Here is a 16,384-nt window from a genome sequence, read left to right as displayed (position 1 = left end):
GCGGATACGATCCCGCGCATGAGCATCAAACACCTGGCTGCATGGGCCGTCACCTTCGTGGTGCTGCTGGTGATCGACATGACCTGGCTCGGTGTCGTCGCCAAGGGCATGTACCAGGAGGCGATGGGCGAGCTGATGTCGCCCAACCCGCGTCTGGGCTTCGCGGCCCTCTTCTACCTGATGTACCCCATCGGCCTGCTGGTGTTCGCGATCGTGCCGGGGCTGAAGGCGCAGGGCGTGATGCGGGCCGCGCTGCTGGGCGGGCTGTTCGGCCTCTTCTGCTACGCCACCTACGACCTGACCAACCTGGCCGTCATCCGCAACTGGCCGCTGGCGCTGTCGTTCATCGACATCGCCTGGGGCACGCTGGTGAGCGGCGTGGCTGCCGCAGCGGGCGCGGTAACGCTGCGCTGGTTCGCCGCCCGCTGACTGCGCCGCGCTTTCTTCTAGAGGAAGCGCTCGAGCAGCTTGCGCGACGCGCGGTCGAGCGTCTTCACATCGGGAATGCGGAACTGCACGCCGTGTGCGCTCGCGATCAACAGCGCGCCGCCTTCGAGCCGGCGGATGTCTTCCTCCGCCTTGAGCACGAAGGTGGTGTCGCCGCGGTCGGTGCTGATGGTCCAGGTGCTGGGCACGCCGAAGCTCGACACGCCGTGCAGGCGCAGCAGCGTGGGCGCGAAGTCGCGCACCGCGAGTTCTTCTTCCAGCAGCGCCTTGGCTTGCGCCGGCAGCTGATCGACGCTGTCAATCCAGACCAGCTCGCGCCCTTCGCTGCCGACCAGCGAAATGCCATGGCCGGGCGCGCTCAGCGGAAAGGCCCGCACGGGCACGATGCCCACATGGCGCTCGCCCTGCGCGTCGGTCAGCACGAGGCGGCCGAAGGCATCGCGTTCGAGTTCGAAAGATGGAGTGTTGTGCTCGGTCATGCTTCCCCCGCCGGATGGGCTGCATGGCTGATGGCCAGCGGAGCCTGCGCGTTGGCGCGCTCGTCGGCTGCTCCTTCGCTCGCATCGTCGTCGCCCTGGCGCAGTTGCGCCTGGTAGAGCCGCCAGTAGGCGCCCTGCTTTGCCATCAAGGCGTCGTGCGGTCCCACCTCGACCACCTCGCCGCGGTCCATGACCACGAGCCGGTCGGCCTTGCGCAGCGTCGACAGGCGGTGCGCGATGGCGATGGTGGTGCGGCCCTGCACGAGGTTGTCGAGCGCCTTCTGGATTTCCTTCTCGGTCTCGGTGTCCACGGCCGAAGTAGCTTCGTCGAGGATCAGGATGCGCGGGTCGATCAGCAACGCGCGCGCGATGCTGATGCGCTGGCGCTCGCCGCCTGACAAGCCCTGCCCACGCTCGCCCACCAGCGAGTCGTAGCCGTGCTGCAGCCGCAGGATGAAGTCATGTGCATGGGCCGCACGGGCCGCGGCCACGATTTCCTCGCGCGTGGCGTCGGGCTTGCCGTAGGCGATGTTCTGCGCGATGGTGCCGAAGAACAGGAAGGGCTCCTGCAGCACCAGCCCCACGTGGCGCCGGTAGTCGGCCACGGCGAAGCGGCGGATGTCGGTGCCGTCGACCTTGATGGCGCCATCGGTCACGTCGTAGAAGCGGCAGATCAGATTGACCAGCGTGCTCTTGCCCGAACCGCTGTGGCCCACGAGGCCGATCATCTCGCCGGGCTCGATCACCAGGTCGAGGTCGTGGATCACGGCGCGCGAGCCGTAGCGGAAGCCCAGCCCGCTCATCTCGATGCGGCCCTGCACCCGCTCCACCTTCACCGGGTTGGCAGGCTCGGGCACATTGCTCACGTGGTCGAGGATGTCGAAGATGCGCTTGGCGCCGGCCGCCGCCTTCTGCGTGACAGAGACGATGCGGCTCATCGAGTCGAGCCGCGTATAGAAGCGGCCGATGTAGGCAATGAAGGCGGTGAGCACACCCACCGTGATGCTGCCGCGCGCCACCTGCCAGATGCCGAAGGCCCAGACCACGAGCAGGCCGATTTCGGTCAGCAGCGACACGGTCGGCGTGAACAGCGACCAGGTGCGGTTGAGCTTGTCGTTGACCTGCAGGTTGTAGGCGTTGGCGATGCGGAAGCGCTCGGCTTCGCGGCGCTCCTGGGCGAAGGCCTTGACCACGCGGATGCCGGGAATGGTGTCGGCCAGCACGTTGGTCACCTCGGACCAGACGCGGTCGATCTTCTCGAAGCCGGTGCGCAGGCGGTCGCGCACCACATGGATCATCCAGGCGATGAAGGGCAGCGGCACCAGCGTGACCACGGCCAGCAGCGGGTTGATGGAAAACAGGATGACCGCGGTCATCACGATCATCAGCACGTCGTTGGCGAAATCGAGCGCGTGCAGCGACAGGAAAACGTTGATGCGATCGGTTTCCGAGCCGATGCGCGCCATCAGGTCGCCGGTGCGCTTGCCGCCGAAGTAGTCCAGCGGCAGGGTCAGCAGGTGTTCGTAGGTGGTGGTGCGCAGGTCGGCGCCGATGCGCTCGGACACCAGCGCCAGCAGGTAGGTGCGCGCCCAGCCCAGCCCCCAGCCGACCAGCGCCGCGACCAGCAGGCCGCCCAGGTACAGGCCCACGCGCATGGTGTCGATCTTCTGCCCGTTCTGGAACGGAATCAGGATGTCGTCCATCAGCGGGATGGTCAGGTACGGCGGCACCAGGGTGGCGGCGGTGGAGATCAGGGTCAGCAGAAACCCTGCAATCAACTGCTTGCGGTAGGGCTTGGCGAAGCGGCCCAGGCGCAGCAGCACCCAGGTCGAGGGCGGGGTCTGGAGCTCGGTGTCGGCGGGTTCGTCGCCATCGGCGACCTCGATGACTTCAGGTGTCTCCTTGGCGACACCAGCCATGCGCTGACCGAAAAGCTTGAGCAGCCGCAGGGCCGCGGCCTGCCCGGCCAGGGTGTAGCGCCAGCGGCCCAACCGGCCCGCAGGCCCCGTCAAATCTAGGGTTCCGACGCCGGAGTGGTCGGACAGGCGCAGTTCGAGGGCCGCATCGGTTAGTGGCCACTCACGCCATTCCCCCCCGGATTGGCCACCCGGTTCGAGCGCGATCAGCCTCTGGTCAGTCAGGGCCACTAGGCCGGAAGCGAAGCGAAGTTGGTCGTCGAGGTCAACCGACAGTATTACCAGAACGTTTTCCGCGACTGCGAGCCGGTTTTTCAGCGCGTCTGAAGCCGCCTCTGTTTCGCCCTCCCGGGTGCCGACTGGATCGTGATGTTGCATTGTGTTTCTTTGACTCTTGCCCGTCGCGGGCCGCATGGACCGCGTCATGGCGCCCTTCGTCGGGCGCCGATTCTGACTGATCGCCATGGGCGCGCTTGAAGGCGCCGTGGTGCTCGGCCAAAGCACATCGAACGTTTGCATGACCCGTTTCGACGACATCCGACTGCTGCGCATCAACTATTTGCGCGGTCCCAACCTCTGGACCTACCGTCCGGTGCTCGAAGTCTGGCTCGATCTGGGCCAACTGGAAGATTACCCCTCCAACAAGATCGACGGTTTCACCGACCGCCTGACTGGCCTGCTGCCGGCGCTCATCGAGCACCACTGTGGCGTGGGCGAGCGCGGCGGCTTCGTCCAGCGCCTGACCGAAGGCACCTGGTCAGGCCACGTGCTCGAACACGTCGTCATCGAGCTGCTGAACCTGGCCGGCATGCCCACGGGCTTCGGGCAAACCCGCAGCACCTCGGAGCACGGCGTCTACCGCATGGTGTTCCGCGCGCGTGACGAGCAGGTCGCCCGCGTGGCGCTGGCCGAGGGCCACCGCCTGCTGATGGCCGCCATCAACAACGACCCGTTCACCGCCGCCGACGTGCAGAAGGCCGTCGACGCGGTCAAGGCCAAGGTCGAAGACTGCTACCTCGGCCCGAGCACCGCCGCCATCGTGGCCGCCGCCACCGACCGCGGCATTCCGCACATGCGCCTGAACAGCGGCAACCTGGTGCAGCTGGGCTACGGCGCCAACCAGCAGCGCATCTGGACGGCCGAGACCGACTACACCAGCGCCATCGGCGAATCGATCGCCAGCGACAAGGAACTGACCAAGTCCCTGCTCGCGAGCTGCGGCGTGCCCGTGCCCGAAGGCCAGGTGGTCGCCACTGCCGAAGAAGCCTGGGAAGCCGCCGAGGACATCGGCCTGCCGGTGGTCGTGAAGCCGTCGGACGCCAACCACGGCCGCGGCGTGTCGCTCGAACTGACGACTCGCGAAGAAGTATTTGCCGCCTTCGCGGTCGCCGAGCCCGAGGGCAGCGACGTGATGGTCGAGCGCTTCATCCGCGGCCACGAACACCGCCTGCTGGTGGTGGGCGGCGAGGTGGTGGCAGCCGCGCGCGGGGAGATCATCACCGTGACCGGCGACGGCCAGAGCAGCGTGCGCGACCTCATCGACAAGCAGCTCAACAGCGACCCGCGCCGCGGCGCTGAGGAAGAGTTTCCGCTCGACGTGATCGTGATCGACACCGACGCCAAGCTTCAGCTCGAACTCAAGCGCCAGGAGCTGGACGCCAACGCCGTGCCCGCAGCCGGCCGCGTGGTCACGATCCAGCGCAATGGCAACATGGCCAACGACTGCACCGACCAGGTCCACCCCGAAGTCGCTCACGCCGCCGTGCTGGCCGCGCGCGTGGTGGGCCTCGACATCGCCGGCATCGACCTCGTTGCGCAAGACATCTCCAAGCCGCTGGGCCCGCAGCGCGGCGCGATCGTCGAAGTCAACGCCGGCCCCGGCCTGCTGATGCACCTGAAGCCGGCCGTCGGCTCGCCGCGCCCGGTGGGCCGCGCCATCTGCGACCACCTGTTCCCCAACGACGCGCCCGGACGCATTCCCGTGGTCGGCGTGGCCGGTTCGCGCGACACCGCCGTGCTGGCGCGCCTGGTGGCCTGGCTGATCGGCCTGGGCGGGCGCCACACCGGCCTTGCCTGTCGCGACGGCCTGTTCCTCGAACGCCGCCGCGTCGACGCGCGCGACAGCGCCAACTGGGACGCCGGCCACCGCCTGCTCGTGAACCGCGCCGTGCAGGCCGTGGTGATCGAGAACGGCGCCGAGACCATCCTGCGCGACGGCCTTTCTTATGACCGCTGCGAAGTCGGCATCGTCACCGACCTCGAAGGCTCTGAAACGCTGGCCGACTACGACATCACCGAGAGCGACCAGATGGTCAAGGTGCTGCGCACTCAGGTCGACGTGGTGCTGTCCGAAGGCACGGCCGTGCTGAACGCAGCCGACCCGCGCGTGGCCGGCCTTGCGCCGCTGTGCGACGGCGCCGTCATCCTGTACTCGGCCGACTCGCAGGCCGCCGACCTCACCGCGCACCAGACCGCCGGCGGCAAGGCCGTGCTGGTGCGGCAAGACCGCGTGGTGCTGGCCAACGGCAGCAGCGAATCGTTCCTGCCGGGCCTCGGCCGACTGACCGTGTGGCGCGCTACCCATGCCGGCGTGAGCCTCGAAAGCCTGCTGGCCGCCGTGGCCGCGGCCTGGGCCATGGGCATTCCGCTGAACCTGATCGGCGCCGGCGTGGAGGCCTTCGAGGCCGACCTGCAGGCGGCGCTGGCCTCGCTGCAGCTGTCGCAGACGCAACCCCTCCAACCCCAATTCGCTTGAGCCTTGCCTCGCATCGCCTCGATAAGACCGTAGCCCTCGCAGCCCCATGAAAGTCACCCGCACCCGAGCCCTTCGCGGGCCCAATCTCTGGAGCCGCCACACCGCCATCGAGGCTGTCGTGGCCTGCGAAGGCGACGAGAACGCCATCAGCAAGCTGGCCGGCTTCGAGGCGCGCCTGCGCGCGCGCTTCCCCACCATCGGCGAGCTGCACCCGATGGTGCTGGGCCAGCCGCTGGCGCTGGCCCACGTGCTCGAGAACGCCGCCGTGGCGCTGCAGGCCCAGGCCGGCTGCGCCGTCAACTTCGGCCACACCTCGCCCACCGTGGAAGAAGGCGTCTACCAGGTCGTGTTCCAGTACAGCGAAGAAGCCGTCGGCCGCCGCGCGATCGAAGTGGCCGAGCAGCTCATTACCGCCGCCCTGACCGACACCGCCTTCGACGCCAACGCCGCCATCACCGAGCTGCGCGACCTCGACGAATCCGAGCGCCTGGGCCCGAGCACCGGCTCCATCGTCGATGCCGCCGTGGCACGCGGCATTCCGTTCCGCCGGCTCACGAGCGGCAGCCTCGTGCAATTCGGCTGGGGTTCGAAGCAGCGCCGCATCCAGGCCGCCGAAGTCGACAGCACCAGCGGCGTGGCCGAATCGATCGCACAAGACAAGGAACTGACCAAGCAGTTGCTCAACGCTGCCGGCGTGCCCGTGCCGCTGGGCCGCCCCGTCAGCAGCGCCGAAGACGGCTGGGCCGCCGCCAACGAGATCGGCCTGCCGGTCGTGGTGAAGCCGCAGGACGGCAACCAGGGCAAGGGCGTCACGGTCAACATCAACTCGCGCGAAGAACTGTTCGCGGCCTACGACTCGGCCGCCGCCTACGGCGAGGTGATGGTCGAGAAGTTTCTCCCCGGCTTCGACTTCCGCCTGCTGGTGGTGGGCGACCGCCTCGTGGCCGCCGCGCGGCGCGACCCTCCGCAGGTGATCGGCGACGGTAGCTCCACGGTTCGCCAGTTGGTCGATGCCGTGAACCTCGACCCGCGCCGCGGCGAGGGCCACGCCACCTCGCTCACCAAGATTCGCCTCGACGACATCGCCGTTGGCCGGCTCGAATCGCAGGGCCTCGCGCCCAACAGCGTGCCCGCGCGCGGCCAGCGCGTGGTGCTGCGCAACAACGCGAATCTGTCCACCGGCGGCACCGCCACCGACGTGACCGACACCGTGCACCCCGAAGTCGCGGCACGCGCCGTCGATGCGGCACAAATGGTAGGTCTGCACATCTGCGGCGTCGACATGGTCTGTGAGAACGTGCTGCGCCCACTCGAAGAGCAGCACGGCGGCGTGGTCGAAGTAAATGCCGCGCCCGGCCTTCGCATGCACATCTCGCCCTCGTTCGGCCGTGGCCGCGCGGTCGGCGAAGCGGTGATGGACACCCTCTTCGCCCACGGCGACGACGGCCGCATTCCGGTGGTTGCCGTCACCGGCACCAACGGCAAGACCACCACCGCGCGCCTCATCAACCACCTGCTCGCGTCGAGTGGCCTGCGCACCGGCATGACCAACACCGACGGCGTGTACGTCGACGGCCGCCAGACCGACAGCGGCGACTGCAGCGGCCCCAAGAGCGCGCGCAACGTGCTGATGCACCCCGACGTGGATGCAGCCGTGTTCGAAGTGGCTCGCGGCGGCGTGCTGCGCGAAGGCCTCGGTTTCGACCGCTGCCAGGTGGCCGTGGTCACCAACATCGGCAGCGGCGACCACCTGGGCCTGAACTACATCACCACCGTCGAAGACCTCGCGGTGCTCAAGCGCGTGATCGTTCGCAATGTGGCGGCCGACGGTTACGCGGTGCTCAACGCGGCCGACCCGAACGTCGCTGCCATGGCAGCGGGTTGCCCCGGCCACGTGATCTTCTTCACCGCCGACCGCATGCACCCGGTAATGGCCACGCACCGCGCGCAAGGCAAGCGCACTGTGTATGTCGACCAGGACACGCTGGTCGCGGCCGAAGGCTCGTGGCGCGAACGCATCGCGCTGCGCGACGTGCCCATCACGCGCGGCGGCACCATCGGCTTCCAGGTCGACAACGTCATGGCCTCCGTGGCCGCGGCCTGGGCCGTGGGCCTCGACTGGGACACCATCCGCAGCGGCCTCGCGAGCTTCATGAACGACGCGGCCGGCGTACCCGGACGCTTCAACGTCATGGACTACCGCGGTGCCACCGTGATCGCCGACTACGGCCACAACACCGACGCCATGCGCGCCCTGGTGTCTGCCGTGGACACGATGCCGGCGAAGAAGCGCTCGGTGGTGATCAGCGGCGCGGGCGACCGGCGCGATTCGGACATCCGCGACCAGACGGCCATCCTCGGCCAGGCCTTCGACGACGTGATCCTCTATCAGGACGCGGCGCAACGCGGCCGTGCCGACGGCGAAGTCATGGCGCTGCTGCGTCAGGGCCTGCAGGGCGCGGCGCGCACGCGCCATATCGACGAGATCCGCGGTGAGTTCGTCGCCATCGACACGGCACTGGCCCGGCTGCAGCCCGGCGACCTGTCGCTGATCTTGGTGGATCAGGTCGAGGAAGCGCTCGCTCACCTGGCACAGCGCATCGCAGCGGGCTGAAGCCCCGCTTGCCGGACACGTCCCACATGCAGGGGCGCGTCCGGCCCAGTCCATGGGTGCGGCTGTCCCACAGACCGCAGGCCCCGACCGACACCAGACTGTGGCTCCAGTCACGCACCTCCCGGAGGGCGTGGCTTTACCAGGAGCCCGCATGACAACAACAGTTCGTTCGATCCTCTCTGCCACGGCCCTCTTCGCCGCCAGTGGTTTCATCGTTTTCGGCGCACAGACGGCCAGCGCACAGGCACCGGGCTCCGAAGCCCGCATGCAGAAGGAACGCGCCACCTGCGACGGCGTGCAGCAGGACCGCGCCGCGTGCCTGCGCGAAGCCGGCGCCGCCCGTCAGGAAGCCGGACGCAGCGGCCTCACCAGCCCCAGCCCCGCCCGCGAGCAGGTCAATGCCCTCGCCCGCTGCAGCGAATTGCCCGCCGTCGAACAGCCTGACTGCGAAGCCCGCATCAAGGGCGGAGCACGCACCACCACCGAAGGCAGCGTGATGGGCGGCGGCGTGATCCGCGAAACCGTGACGCCCCTGCCGCCGCAGACCCTGCCGGCACGTTGACCGAACCCGGCCTCCTGTCCTCCTATGGGAGGTCGAACATTTCCCTGGTTTTTCAGCTCGCTTCAAGGAGTCATCCATGAAAAGCACTACTCGCAACACTCGTTCAATGCTCTTCGCCGTGCTCGCCGTTGGCGCGCTGGCGGCCTCCACCGCTGTCTCGGCCGCATCGCCGCGCCGCGGTGAAGCGCCCGGCATCTACCAGCAGGAACTGGCCGTCTGCGGCCACAACCAGCAAGACCGCGCCGCCTGTATCCGTGAAGCCGGTGCCGCGCGCCAGGCGGCCGCCCAGGGCGGCCTGACCAGCGCACCTGACTACCGCGCCAATGCGCTCGCGCGCTGCGGCCTGCAGCAGCAACCGGACGACCGCGCCGCCTGCGAGGCTCGCGTGCTCGGCAGCAACGGCAACACCCAGGCCAGCGTCGACGGCAGCGTGATGGGCGGCGGCGTGATCCGCGAGTCGGTCACCACCATCGTGATGCCCGCGCCGGCCATGGCACCGGAGCCGATGCCCATGCCTCGGCCAATGCCTCGCCCGATGCCCCAACCGATGCCTGCTCCCCTGCGCTGATTGAGCTTTGCTCTCGAGGCATCGCCAACCCACTCGGTGGGCTGGCGATGCCCCTACTGTCACAGTACTGTCACAAAAGGCAGTTGCACGCTAGCTATAGTTCTCGGTCCCTGCCTACCGAGGAATCCTTTCCCATGAATGCCATCAAGGTCGCTCGCCGATTCATCGAAACGGACCCGGCCAACGAATCGGCCAAGATCCTGGCCCAACTCGTGTTGGCTCTAGAGTCCGAACGCAGCTTCGAACTGGTCACGCTTTACAACCTCGACTACAAGAGCTTCCAGCTCGCAATGGACATCCTGAAGGAATGGCGGCTCGACCGCTACTACGCCAGCAAGTCCAAGCTGTTCGATCTGTCGCTGCAGGTCAGCGAACTCGAAAAGAGCAGCAGCACCCCCGAGGCCTGAGCGGCCTCTTTCCCCGTCCCTACTTCCCCCAGCGCAGCACCATCGGATCGAGCCGCTTCGCGGTTTCGATCAGGCCGGCACGCGTGTCGGGGTGCATCGTCGGCAACGGGTGACGCGGCGCTTCGCAGGCGATCACCCCGCCCTCCTTCATCAGCGATTTGCAAGCCAGCAGGCCCGCCTGTCGGTTTTCGTAGTTGATCAGCGGCAGCCACTGCTGATACAGCGCGAAGGCCTTGTCGCGGTCGCCTGAACGGTGCGCCTCGATGATCGGCCGGATGCCGTCCGGGTAGCCACCACCGGTCATCGAGCCGGTCGCGCCGGCGTCGAGGTCGGGCATCAGCGTGATGGCTTCTTCGCCGTCCCATGGCCCCTCGATGGCGTCGCCGCCCAGGCGGATCAGCTCCCGCAGCTTCGCGGCCGCGCCGGCGGTTTCGATCTTGAAGTACGCGACGTGCTCGATCTCCTTGGCCATGCGCGCGAGGAACGGGGCCGACAGCACCGTGCCGCTGGCCGGCGCGTCCTGGATCATGATCGGAATGCCCACCGCGTCCGACAGCCGCGCATAGAACTCGAAGATCTGCGGCTCGGGCACGCGGAAGGTCGCGCCGTGGTACGGCGGCATCACCATCAGCATCGCGGCGCCCATGTCCTGCGCGCGGCGGCTGCGTTCGGCGCACACCCTGGTGCTGTAGTGCGTGGTGGTCACGATCACCGGCACTCGGCCCTTCACGTGTTCGAGGATCGTGCGCGTAAGCACTTCGCGCTCTTCGTCGGACAGCACGAACTGCTCCGAGAAATTCGCCAGGATGCACAGGCCATCCGAGCCCGCGTCGATCATGAAATCGACGCAACGCTTCTGGCTCTCGATGTCGAGCGCACCCTGTTCGGTGAAGGTGGTGGGCACCACCGGGAAGATGCCGCGGTATCTGGGTGTCATGGCGTGTGTATGAATCAGTGTGAATGGCGGGGAACGGCCGAGCCTCTGCAGCCGACCAGAAAATCGAAGTCGCAGCCCTCATCGGCCTGCAGCACGTGGTTGACATAAAGCTTCTGGTAGCCGCCGCCACGCGTGCTCATCGGCTGCACGTCGGAGGCCGACAACGAAGCCAGGCGCGACGCCAGCTCCTCGTCGCTGATGTCGAGATGCAAGCGCCCCGCATCGCAATCGAGCTCGATCCAGTCGCCATCGCGCACCGCCGCGAGCGGCCCGCCATCCGCCGCCTCAGGCGCGACGTGCAGCACCACCGTGCCGTACGCCGTGCCGCTCATGCGTGCATCCGAGATGCGCACCATGTCCTTCACGCCCTGGCGCAGCAGCTTCGGCGGCAGTCCCATGTTGCCCACCTCGGCCATGCCGGGGTAGCCCTTGGGGCCGCAGTTCTTCAGCACCATCACCGAGCTGGCATCGACGTCGAGGTTTTCATCGACGATGCGCGCCTTGTAGTGCTCCAGGTTCTCGAACACCACCGCCTTGCCGCGGTGCTTCAGCAGCTCCGGCGACGCGGCCGAGGGCTTGAGCACCGCGCCGCGCGGCGACAGGTTGCCGCGAAGGATGCGGATGCCGCCATCGGCGATCAGCGGGTTGCTCAGCGGGCGGATCACCTCGTCGTCGAGGCTGGGCGCCTCGCGCACGTTGTCCCAGATCGAATGGCCGTTGACGGTGAGCGCATCAGGGTGCGGCAGCAGCCCGTTCTCACCGAGCCGGCGCAGCACGGCAGGCAAACCACCGGCGTAATAGAACTCTTCCATCAGGAAGCGCCCCGAAGGCATCAGGTCGACGATGGTCGGCGTGTTGCTGCCGATGCGCGTCCAGTCTTCCAGCTCCAGATCGACGCCGATGCGCCCCGCGATCGCCTTCAGGTGGATCACCGCATTGGTCGAACCACCAATGGCCGCGTTCACGCGAATGGCATTCTCGAAAGCCTCGCGCGTGAGGATCTTCGACAGCGTGAGCCCTTCTTTCGCCATCTGCACCGCGCGCATGCCCGACATCTGCGCGAGCACATAGCGCCGCGCATCAACCGCCGGAATGGCAGCGTTGTGCGGCAGCGAAGTGCCCAGCGCCTCGGCCATGCAGGCCATGGTCGAGGCCGTGCCCATGGTGTTGCAGGTGCCCGCCGAACGCGACATGCCGCCTTCGGCCGAAAGAAATTGATGCAGGTTGATCTCGCCCGCCTTCAGCGATTCGTGCAGCTGCCACACGGCCGTGCCCGAGCCGATGTTCTTGCCGTCGAGCTTGCCGTTGAGCATCGGCCCGCCCGTGACCACGATGGCTGGTATGTCGCAACTCGCCGCACCCATCAACAGCGCGGGCGTGGTCTTGTCGCAGCCCGTGAGCAGCACCACCGCATCGACGGGGTTGCCGCGGATGGCCTCTTCCACGTCCATGCTCGCGAGATTGCGCGTGAGCATCGCAGTGGGCCGCAGGTTCGATTCACCGTTGGAGAACACCGGAAATTCGACCGGGAAGCCACCCGCCTCCGAGATGCCGCGCTTCACGTGCTCGGCGATCTTGCGGAAGTGCGCGTTGCATGGCGTCAGCTCCGACCAGGTGTTGCAGATGCCGATGATCGGCCGGCCATCGAACTCGTGGTCCGGAATGCCCTGGTTCTTCATCCAGCTTCGGTACATGAAGCCGTTCTTGTCGGCCGACCCGAACCATTCGGTCGAGCGCAGTTTCTTCGGAGGGGTGTCCGGCATGCGAGGTGTCCTGAGGGGAAAAATTGAAAGTCAGCGCCGGGGTGCGCGCGAGGTAAAGAAGCGTTGCAGCAGGCAGAACACGAACAGCAGCGCACCGACGACGATGCGCGTCCACCACGAGCTCAGCGTGCCGTCGAATGAGATAAGCGTCTGGATGATCCCGAGCATCAGCACGCCGAACAGCGTGCCCGCCACATAGCCCACGCCGCCCGTGAGCAGCGTGCCGCCGATCACCACCGCCGCGATGGCGTCGAGCTCCAGCCCTATCGCGTGCAGGCCGTAGCCCGAGAGCATGTAGAAGGTGAAGATCACGCCCGCCAGCGCCGAGCAGAAGCCAGACAGCGTGTACACGCCAATGAGCGTGCGGCGCACCGGCAGGCCCATCAGCATCGCCGAATGCTCGCTGCCACCAATGGCGTACACCGCGCGGCCAAAGGGCGTGCAGTGCGCAATGAAAATCGCCGCCAGCAGCACCACGATGGCGATCACCGCGCTGATAGACACCGAGGCCTCGCCCCAGATGGGAATGCGGATCTGCGAAACCTCCGAGTAAAACTCGTTGGTGATGCTGATCGAGTCGATGCTGATGAGATAGCAAAGTCCCCGCGCCAGGAACATGCCTGCCAGCGTGACGATGAAGGGCTGCAGCCGGAAGCGCTCGATGAGCAGCCCCATGAACGCGCCAAAGGCCGTGCCCATGAGCAACACCAGCGGAATCACGATGCCCGGACTCCAGCCGTGCTTCTCGACGAGCGAGGCCGACACCATGGTGGTGAGCGCGATCACCGAGCCCACCGACAGGTCGATGCCGCCCGAGAGGATCACGAAGGTCATGCCCACGGCAACAACGATGAGAAACGCGTTGTCGATCAGCAGGTTGAGGAACACCTGTGCCGAGAAGAAGCCGTCATAGAAGACAGACCCCAGCGTCGCCACCAGCACGAACAGCGAAATGGTCGCCGCCAGCGGCAGGTACTTCGGGTTGAGCCTCTTGCTCCCTTTCCCTCGTGTCCCGCGCGCGGGAGAGGGCTGGGGTGAGGGTGCAGCGTCAATCACCGCGCTCATGATCGAGCTCCTTCATGCGCCGGCCGCTGCACCAGCGACCGCACTTCTGCCCTGAACTCGGGCGACTGCAGCAGCATCACCGCAAACACCACACCGGCTTTCACCACAAGATTGATCTCCGGCGGCACCCCCAGCGAATAGATCGCATAGGTCAGCGTCTGGATGATGAGCGCGCCGATCACGCTGCCCACCAAGCTGAAGCGCCCACCAGTCAGCGCTGTGCCACCCAGCGTCACCGCCAGGATCGCATCGAGCTCGATCAGCTGCCCTGCGTTGTTGCCATCCGCGCTCTTCACGTTGGAGCTGATCAGCAGCCCCGCCACGCCCGCGCAGGCACCACAGAAGGCATACGCACCAACAATCAGCCGCCGCGCCTGCACGCCCGCCACGCGCGCCGCCGTCGGGTTGATGCCCACCGCCTGAATGAACAAACCCAGCGCCGTGCGCGTGATCGCGAGATACAGCAGCACGAACACCGCCCCCACGATGAACAGCGAGAACGGCAACCCCAGCAGATAGCCACTGCCGAGGAAGAAGAACGGCTTGTAGTAGATCGTGATGATCTGGCCATCAGCAATCAACTGCGCAATGCCGCGCCCTGCCACCATGAGGATCAGCGTCGCGATGATCGGCTGCATGCCAACCTTGGCCACCAGCAGCCCGTTCCACAGTCCGCACAACAGTGCAATGCCGATGGCCGCGAGGATGGCGAGCGGCATCGGAAAGCGGCTCACGTCATTGGCCACCGAGCCGCCGATCATCCAGGCCGCAAGCGCCGCAGCAATGGCCACCACTGCGCCCACGGAGATGTCGATGCCGCGCGTGGCGATCACCAGCGTCATGCCCAGCGACACCAGCACCAGCGGCGCCGCGCGATTGAGGATGTCGATCAGGCTGCCGTAGAGATGGCCTTCGCGCCATTCGAGATGCAGGAAGCTGGAGTTGAAGGCTGTGTTGACTGCGAGCAGGAGCAGCAGCGTGACGATCGGCCAGGCCAGGCGGTGGTGCATCGCTCTTGCCAATGGGTTGTGGTTCTTGTCGGCCATGTCAGTTGTTCCAACGGGCGTTGTGTTCGGGACGCGTGCGAATGACACCGGGTACTCCCCTCCGCGAATGTCCCCCGCCTTCGGCTCCTCCTTTATTTCGCTGCGGGGAGCACCCGGTGCCATTCGCACAATGGGCGATGCCGTTGTGTTGGCCGATCAATGACCGCACTGTCCAACGATCACGTCGATGGGGTGCCTTGCGCAGCGAAATAAAGGAGGAGGCCGCAGGCCGGGGGACATTCGCGGAGCAAGGTACCCCGTCGGCGTGATCGCGCCCTGAAGAGAGGTGTTTCATGCCGCAGCAATCATTTCGTACACCTCGTCCTCAGACGAGCCGCCCGGCAGCTCCCCCACTTTCTTCCGGTCCCGCAGCACCACGATGCGGTGCGCCACGCGCACCACCTCGCTCATCTCCGACGAGATGAAGATCACCGCCATACCCGCCTTGGCAAGCCGCAGGATCTCTTCCATGATCTCCTGCTTGGCCGCCACATCGATGCCGCGCGTGGGCTCGTCGAGGATCAGCAGACGCGGCTCGGTCGCGAGCCAGCGCGCGATCATTGCCTTCTGCTGGTTACCGCCGGAGAGCAGGCCGATGGGGGTTTCGACGCTCGCGGTCTTGATGCCGAGTGACTTGACGAAGCGCTCGGCCATCTCGGTCTGCTCGGCATGCGACAGGAAACGCCGTGTGCCCAGGCGTGCCTGCAAGGCAAGCGCGATGTTCTCGCGCACCGACAACTCCGAAACAATGCCGTCGGTCTTGCGTTCCTCGGGGCACAACGCGAGCCCTTCGCGGATCGCGTCTGCCGGGTTGGAAAAACTGACAGCGCGGCCGTCCACCTTGAGCACGCCACGGTCGGGCGACTCCAGCCCGAACAGCAGCCGCGCGAGTTCCGTGCGCCCCGCGCCCAACAGGCCCGCGATGCCAACGACTTCGCCGGCACGCACACGCAGGTCCGTCGCCTGCAGTTGTCCGGCCTGGCCCAGCCCTTCGGCCTGCAGAAAAGCCGGTGCGGCCTCGTCGAACGCAGGCAACGCAGCAGGCCGCGCCGATTGCGCCGCCAGTTCGCGCCCGAGCATCGCGGCAATCAACGCCTGCGGCCCCAGGTCGGCCGCGCGCCATTCGCCGATCCAACTGCCGTTGCGCAGCACCGTGATACGGTCCGACACCGCGTACATCTGGTTGAGGAAGTGCGTGACGAAAACGATGGCCAGTCCTTCGCCGCGCAGCCTCCGCAGCACCTCGAACAGCTTCTCCACCTCGTCGTCGTCCAGGCTCGACGTCGGCTCGTCGAGGATCAGCACCTTCGACGACACGCCCAGCGCCCGCGCGATCGCCACCATCTGCTGCACCGCCACCGAGTAGCTCGACAGCAGCCGCGTCACGTCGATGTCGAGCCCGATGCGCGCCAGCAGTTCTTCGGCGCGCCGGTTCACGGAAGCCCAGTCGATGCGAAAGCCCTGTGCCACACCGCAGCGCGGGTAGCGCCCCGCGAACACGTTCTCCGCCACCGACAGGTTCGGGCACAGGTTCACCTCCTGGTAGACCGTGCTGATGCCCAGCTTCTGCGCCTCCAGCGGCGAGTGCGGATGAATCGGCTGGCCGTCGAGGAACATCTCGCCACCGCTCGACGGCAGCACGCCCGTCAGCACCTTGATCAGCGTCGACTTGCCCGCGCCGTTCTGCCCCATCAGTGCGTGGATCTCGCCGGGGTACAGCCGCAACTGCACGTCGCGCAGCACCGGGATGCCGCCGAACTGCTTGTGGATGCCCTTGAGCTCCAGCACGGGTGAGCGGGGAGTGTCGTCAGCCATGCTGCGCCGC

The 16,384-nt window shown here is 67.0% G+C and carries 13 protein-coding genes; 6 read left to right on the top strand and 7 right to left on the bottom strand.

Annotated elements, in window-relative coordinates:
* Positions 1–18 precede the first annotated feature (18 nt).
* Entirely contained in the window at positions 19–429 is a 411-nt protein-coding gene (locus ACSFBF_RS25520) for a DUF2177 family protein (protein WP_435471914.1), read from the top strand.
* A gap of 17 nt (positions 430–446) precedes the next feature.
* Here ACSFBF_RS25520 and ACSFBF_RS25515 read toward each other — a convergent pair whose 3' ends face one another.
* Both ACSFBF_RS25515 and ACSFBF_RS25510 read right to left on the bottom strand, forming a co-directional pair.
* The gene (locus ACSFBF_RS25515) at positions 447–926 is read right to left on the bottom strand and encodes a cyanophycin metabolism-associated DUF1854 family protein (RefSeq protein ID WP_435471912.1); all 480 of its coding nucleotides are present in this window, start codon (positions 924–926) and stop codon (positions 447–449) included.
* The gene (locus ACSFBF_RS25510; RefSeq protein WP_435471910.1) at positions 923–3,220 is read right to left on the bottom strand and encodes a cyanophycin metabolism-associated ABC transporter; all 2,298 of its coding nucleotides are present in this window, start codon (positions 3,218–3,220) and stop codon (positions 923–925) included. The genes ACSFBF_RS25515 and ACSFBF_RS25510 overlap by 4 nt, the downstream gene beginning before the upstream one ends.
* 139 nt (positions 3,221–3,359) lie before the next feature.
* On the opposite strand from ACSFBF_RS25510, the gene ACSFBF_RS25505 reads away from it, so the two are divergent.
* The 5 genes from ACSFBF_RS25505 (at position 3,360) to ACSFBF_RS25485 (ending at position 9,748) form a co-directional block, all read left to right on the top strand.
* A complete protein-coding gene (locus ACSFBF_RS25505; RefSeq protein ID WP_435471908.1) occupies positions 3,360–5,597 on the top strand; it encodes a cyanophycin synthetase in 2,238 nt (745 codons plus the stop codon).
* Between the two features lie 46 nt (positions 5,598–5,643).
* Positions 5,644–8,211, top strand: a complete 2,568-nt coding sequence (cphA, locus tag ACSFBF_RS25500; protein ID WP_435471906.1) for a cyanophycin synthetase — start codon at positions 5,644–5,646, stop codon at positions 8,209–8,211.
* A 151-nt stretch (positions 8,212–8,362) separates the two neighbouring features.
* Positions 8,363–8,773: a hypothetical protein gene (locus tag ACSFBF_RS25495; protein ID WP_093076001.1), complete on the top strand. Its 411-nt coding sequence runs from the start codon at positions 8,363–8,365 to the stop codon at positions 8,771–8,773.
* 76 nt (positions 8,774–8,849) lie between these two features.
* On the top strand, positions 8,850–9,341 hold the full coding sequence (locus tag ACSFBF_RS25490) for a hypothetical protein (RefSeq protein ID WP_435471904.1): 492 nt from the start codon (positions 8,850–8,852) through the stop codon (positions 9,339–9,341).
* Between the two features lie 134 nt (positions 9,342–9,475).
* Positions 9,476–9,748, top strand: a complete 273-nt coding sequence (locus tag ACSFBF_RS25485) for a hypothetical protein (RefSeq protein ID WP_435471902.1) — start codon at positions 9,476–9,478, stop codon at positions 9,746–9,748.
* 19 nt (positions 9,749–9,767) lie between these two features.
* Here ACSFBF_RS25485 and ACSFBF_RS25480 read toward each other — a convergent pair whose 3' ends face one another.
* The 5 genes from ACSFBF_RS25480 to ACSFBF_RS25460 all read right to left on the bottom strand — a co-directional run bounded on the left by ACSFBF_RS25480 (position 9,768) and on the right by ACSFBF_RS25460 (position 16,374).
* Positions 9,768–10,685 carry a dihydrodipicolinate synthase family protein gene (locus tag ACSFBF_RS25480; protein WP_435471900.1) on the bottom strand — a complete coding sequence of 306 codons (918 nt, stop codon included), beginning with the start codon at positions 10,683–10,685 and terminating at the stop codon, positions 9,768–9,770.
* Between the two features lie 14 nt (positions 10,686–10,699).
* Positions 10,700–12,448 (bottom strand): IlvD/Edd family dehydratase, encoded by a 1,749-nt coding sequence (locus tag ACSFBF_RS25475; RefSeq protein WP_435471898.1) that lies wholly within the window; start codon positions 12,446–12,448, stop codon positions 10,700–10,702.
* 30 nt (positions 12,449–12,478) lie between these two features.
* Positions 12,479–13,513: a galactofuranose ABC transporter, permease protein YjfF gene (gene yjfF / locus ACSFBF_RS25470; protein ID WP_435471896.1), complete on the bottom strand. Its 1,035-nt coding sequence runs from the start codon at positions 13,511–13,513 to the stop codon at positions 12,479–12,481.
* Complete coding sequence (locus ACSFBF_RS25465) at positions 13,510–14,559, bottom strand: ABC transporter permease (RefSeq protein WP_435471894.1); 1,050 nt, start codon at positions 14,557–14,559, stop codon at positions 13,510–13,512. Before ACSFBF_RS25465 ends, yjfF begins: the two co-directional genes overlap by 4 nt.
* 291 nt (positions 14,560–14,850) lie before the next feature.
* Positions 14,851–16,374: a sugar ABC transporter ATP-binding protein gene (locus ACSFBF_RS25460; RefSeq protein WP_435471892.1), complete on the bottom strand. Its 1,524-nt coding sequence runs from the start codon at positions 16,372–16,374 to the stop codon at positions 14,851–14,853.
* Between the last annotated feature and the right edge of the window lie 10 nt (positions 16,375–16,384).

It is taken from the genome of Variovorax nivicola (assembly GCF_051216475.1).
Lineage (GTDB): Bacteria > Pseudomonadota > Gammaproteobacteria > Burkholderiales > Burkholderiaceae_C > Variovorax.
This window is presented reverse-complemented; position numbering and strand designations above follow the sequence as displayed.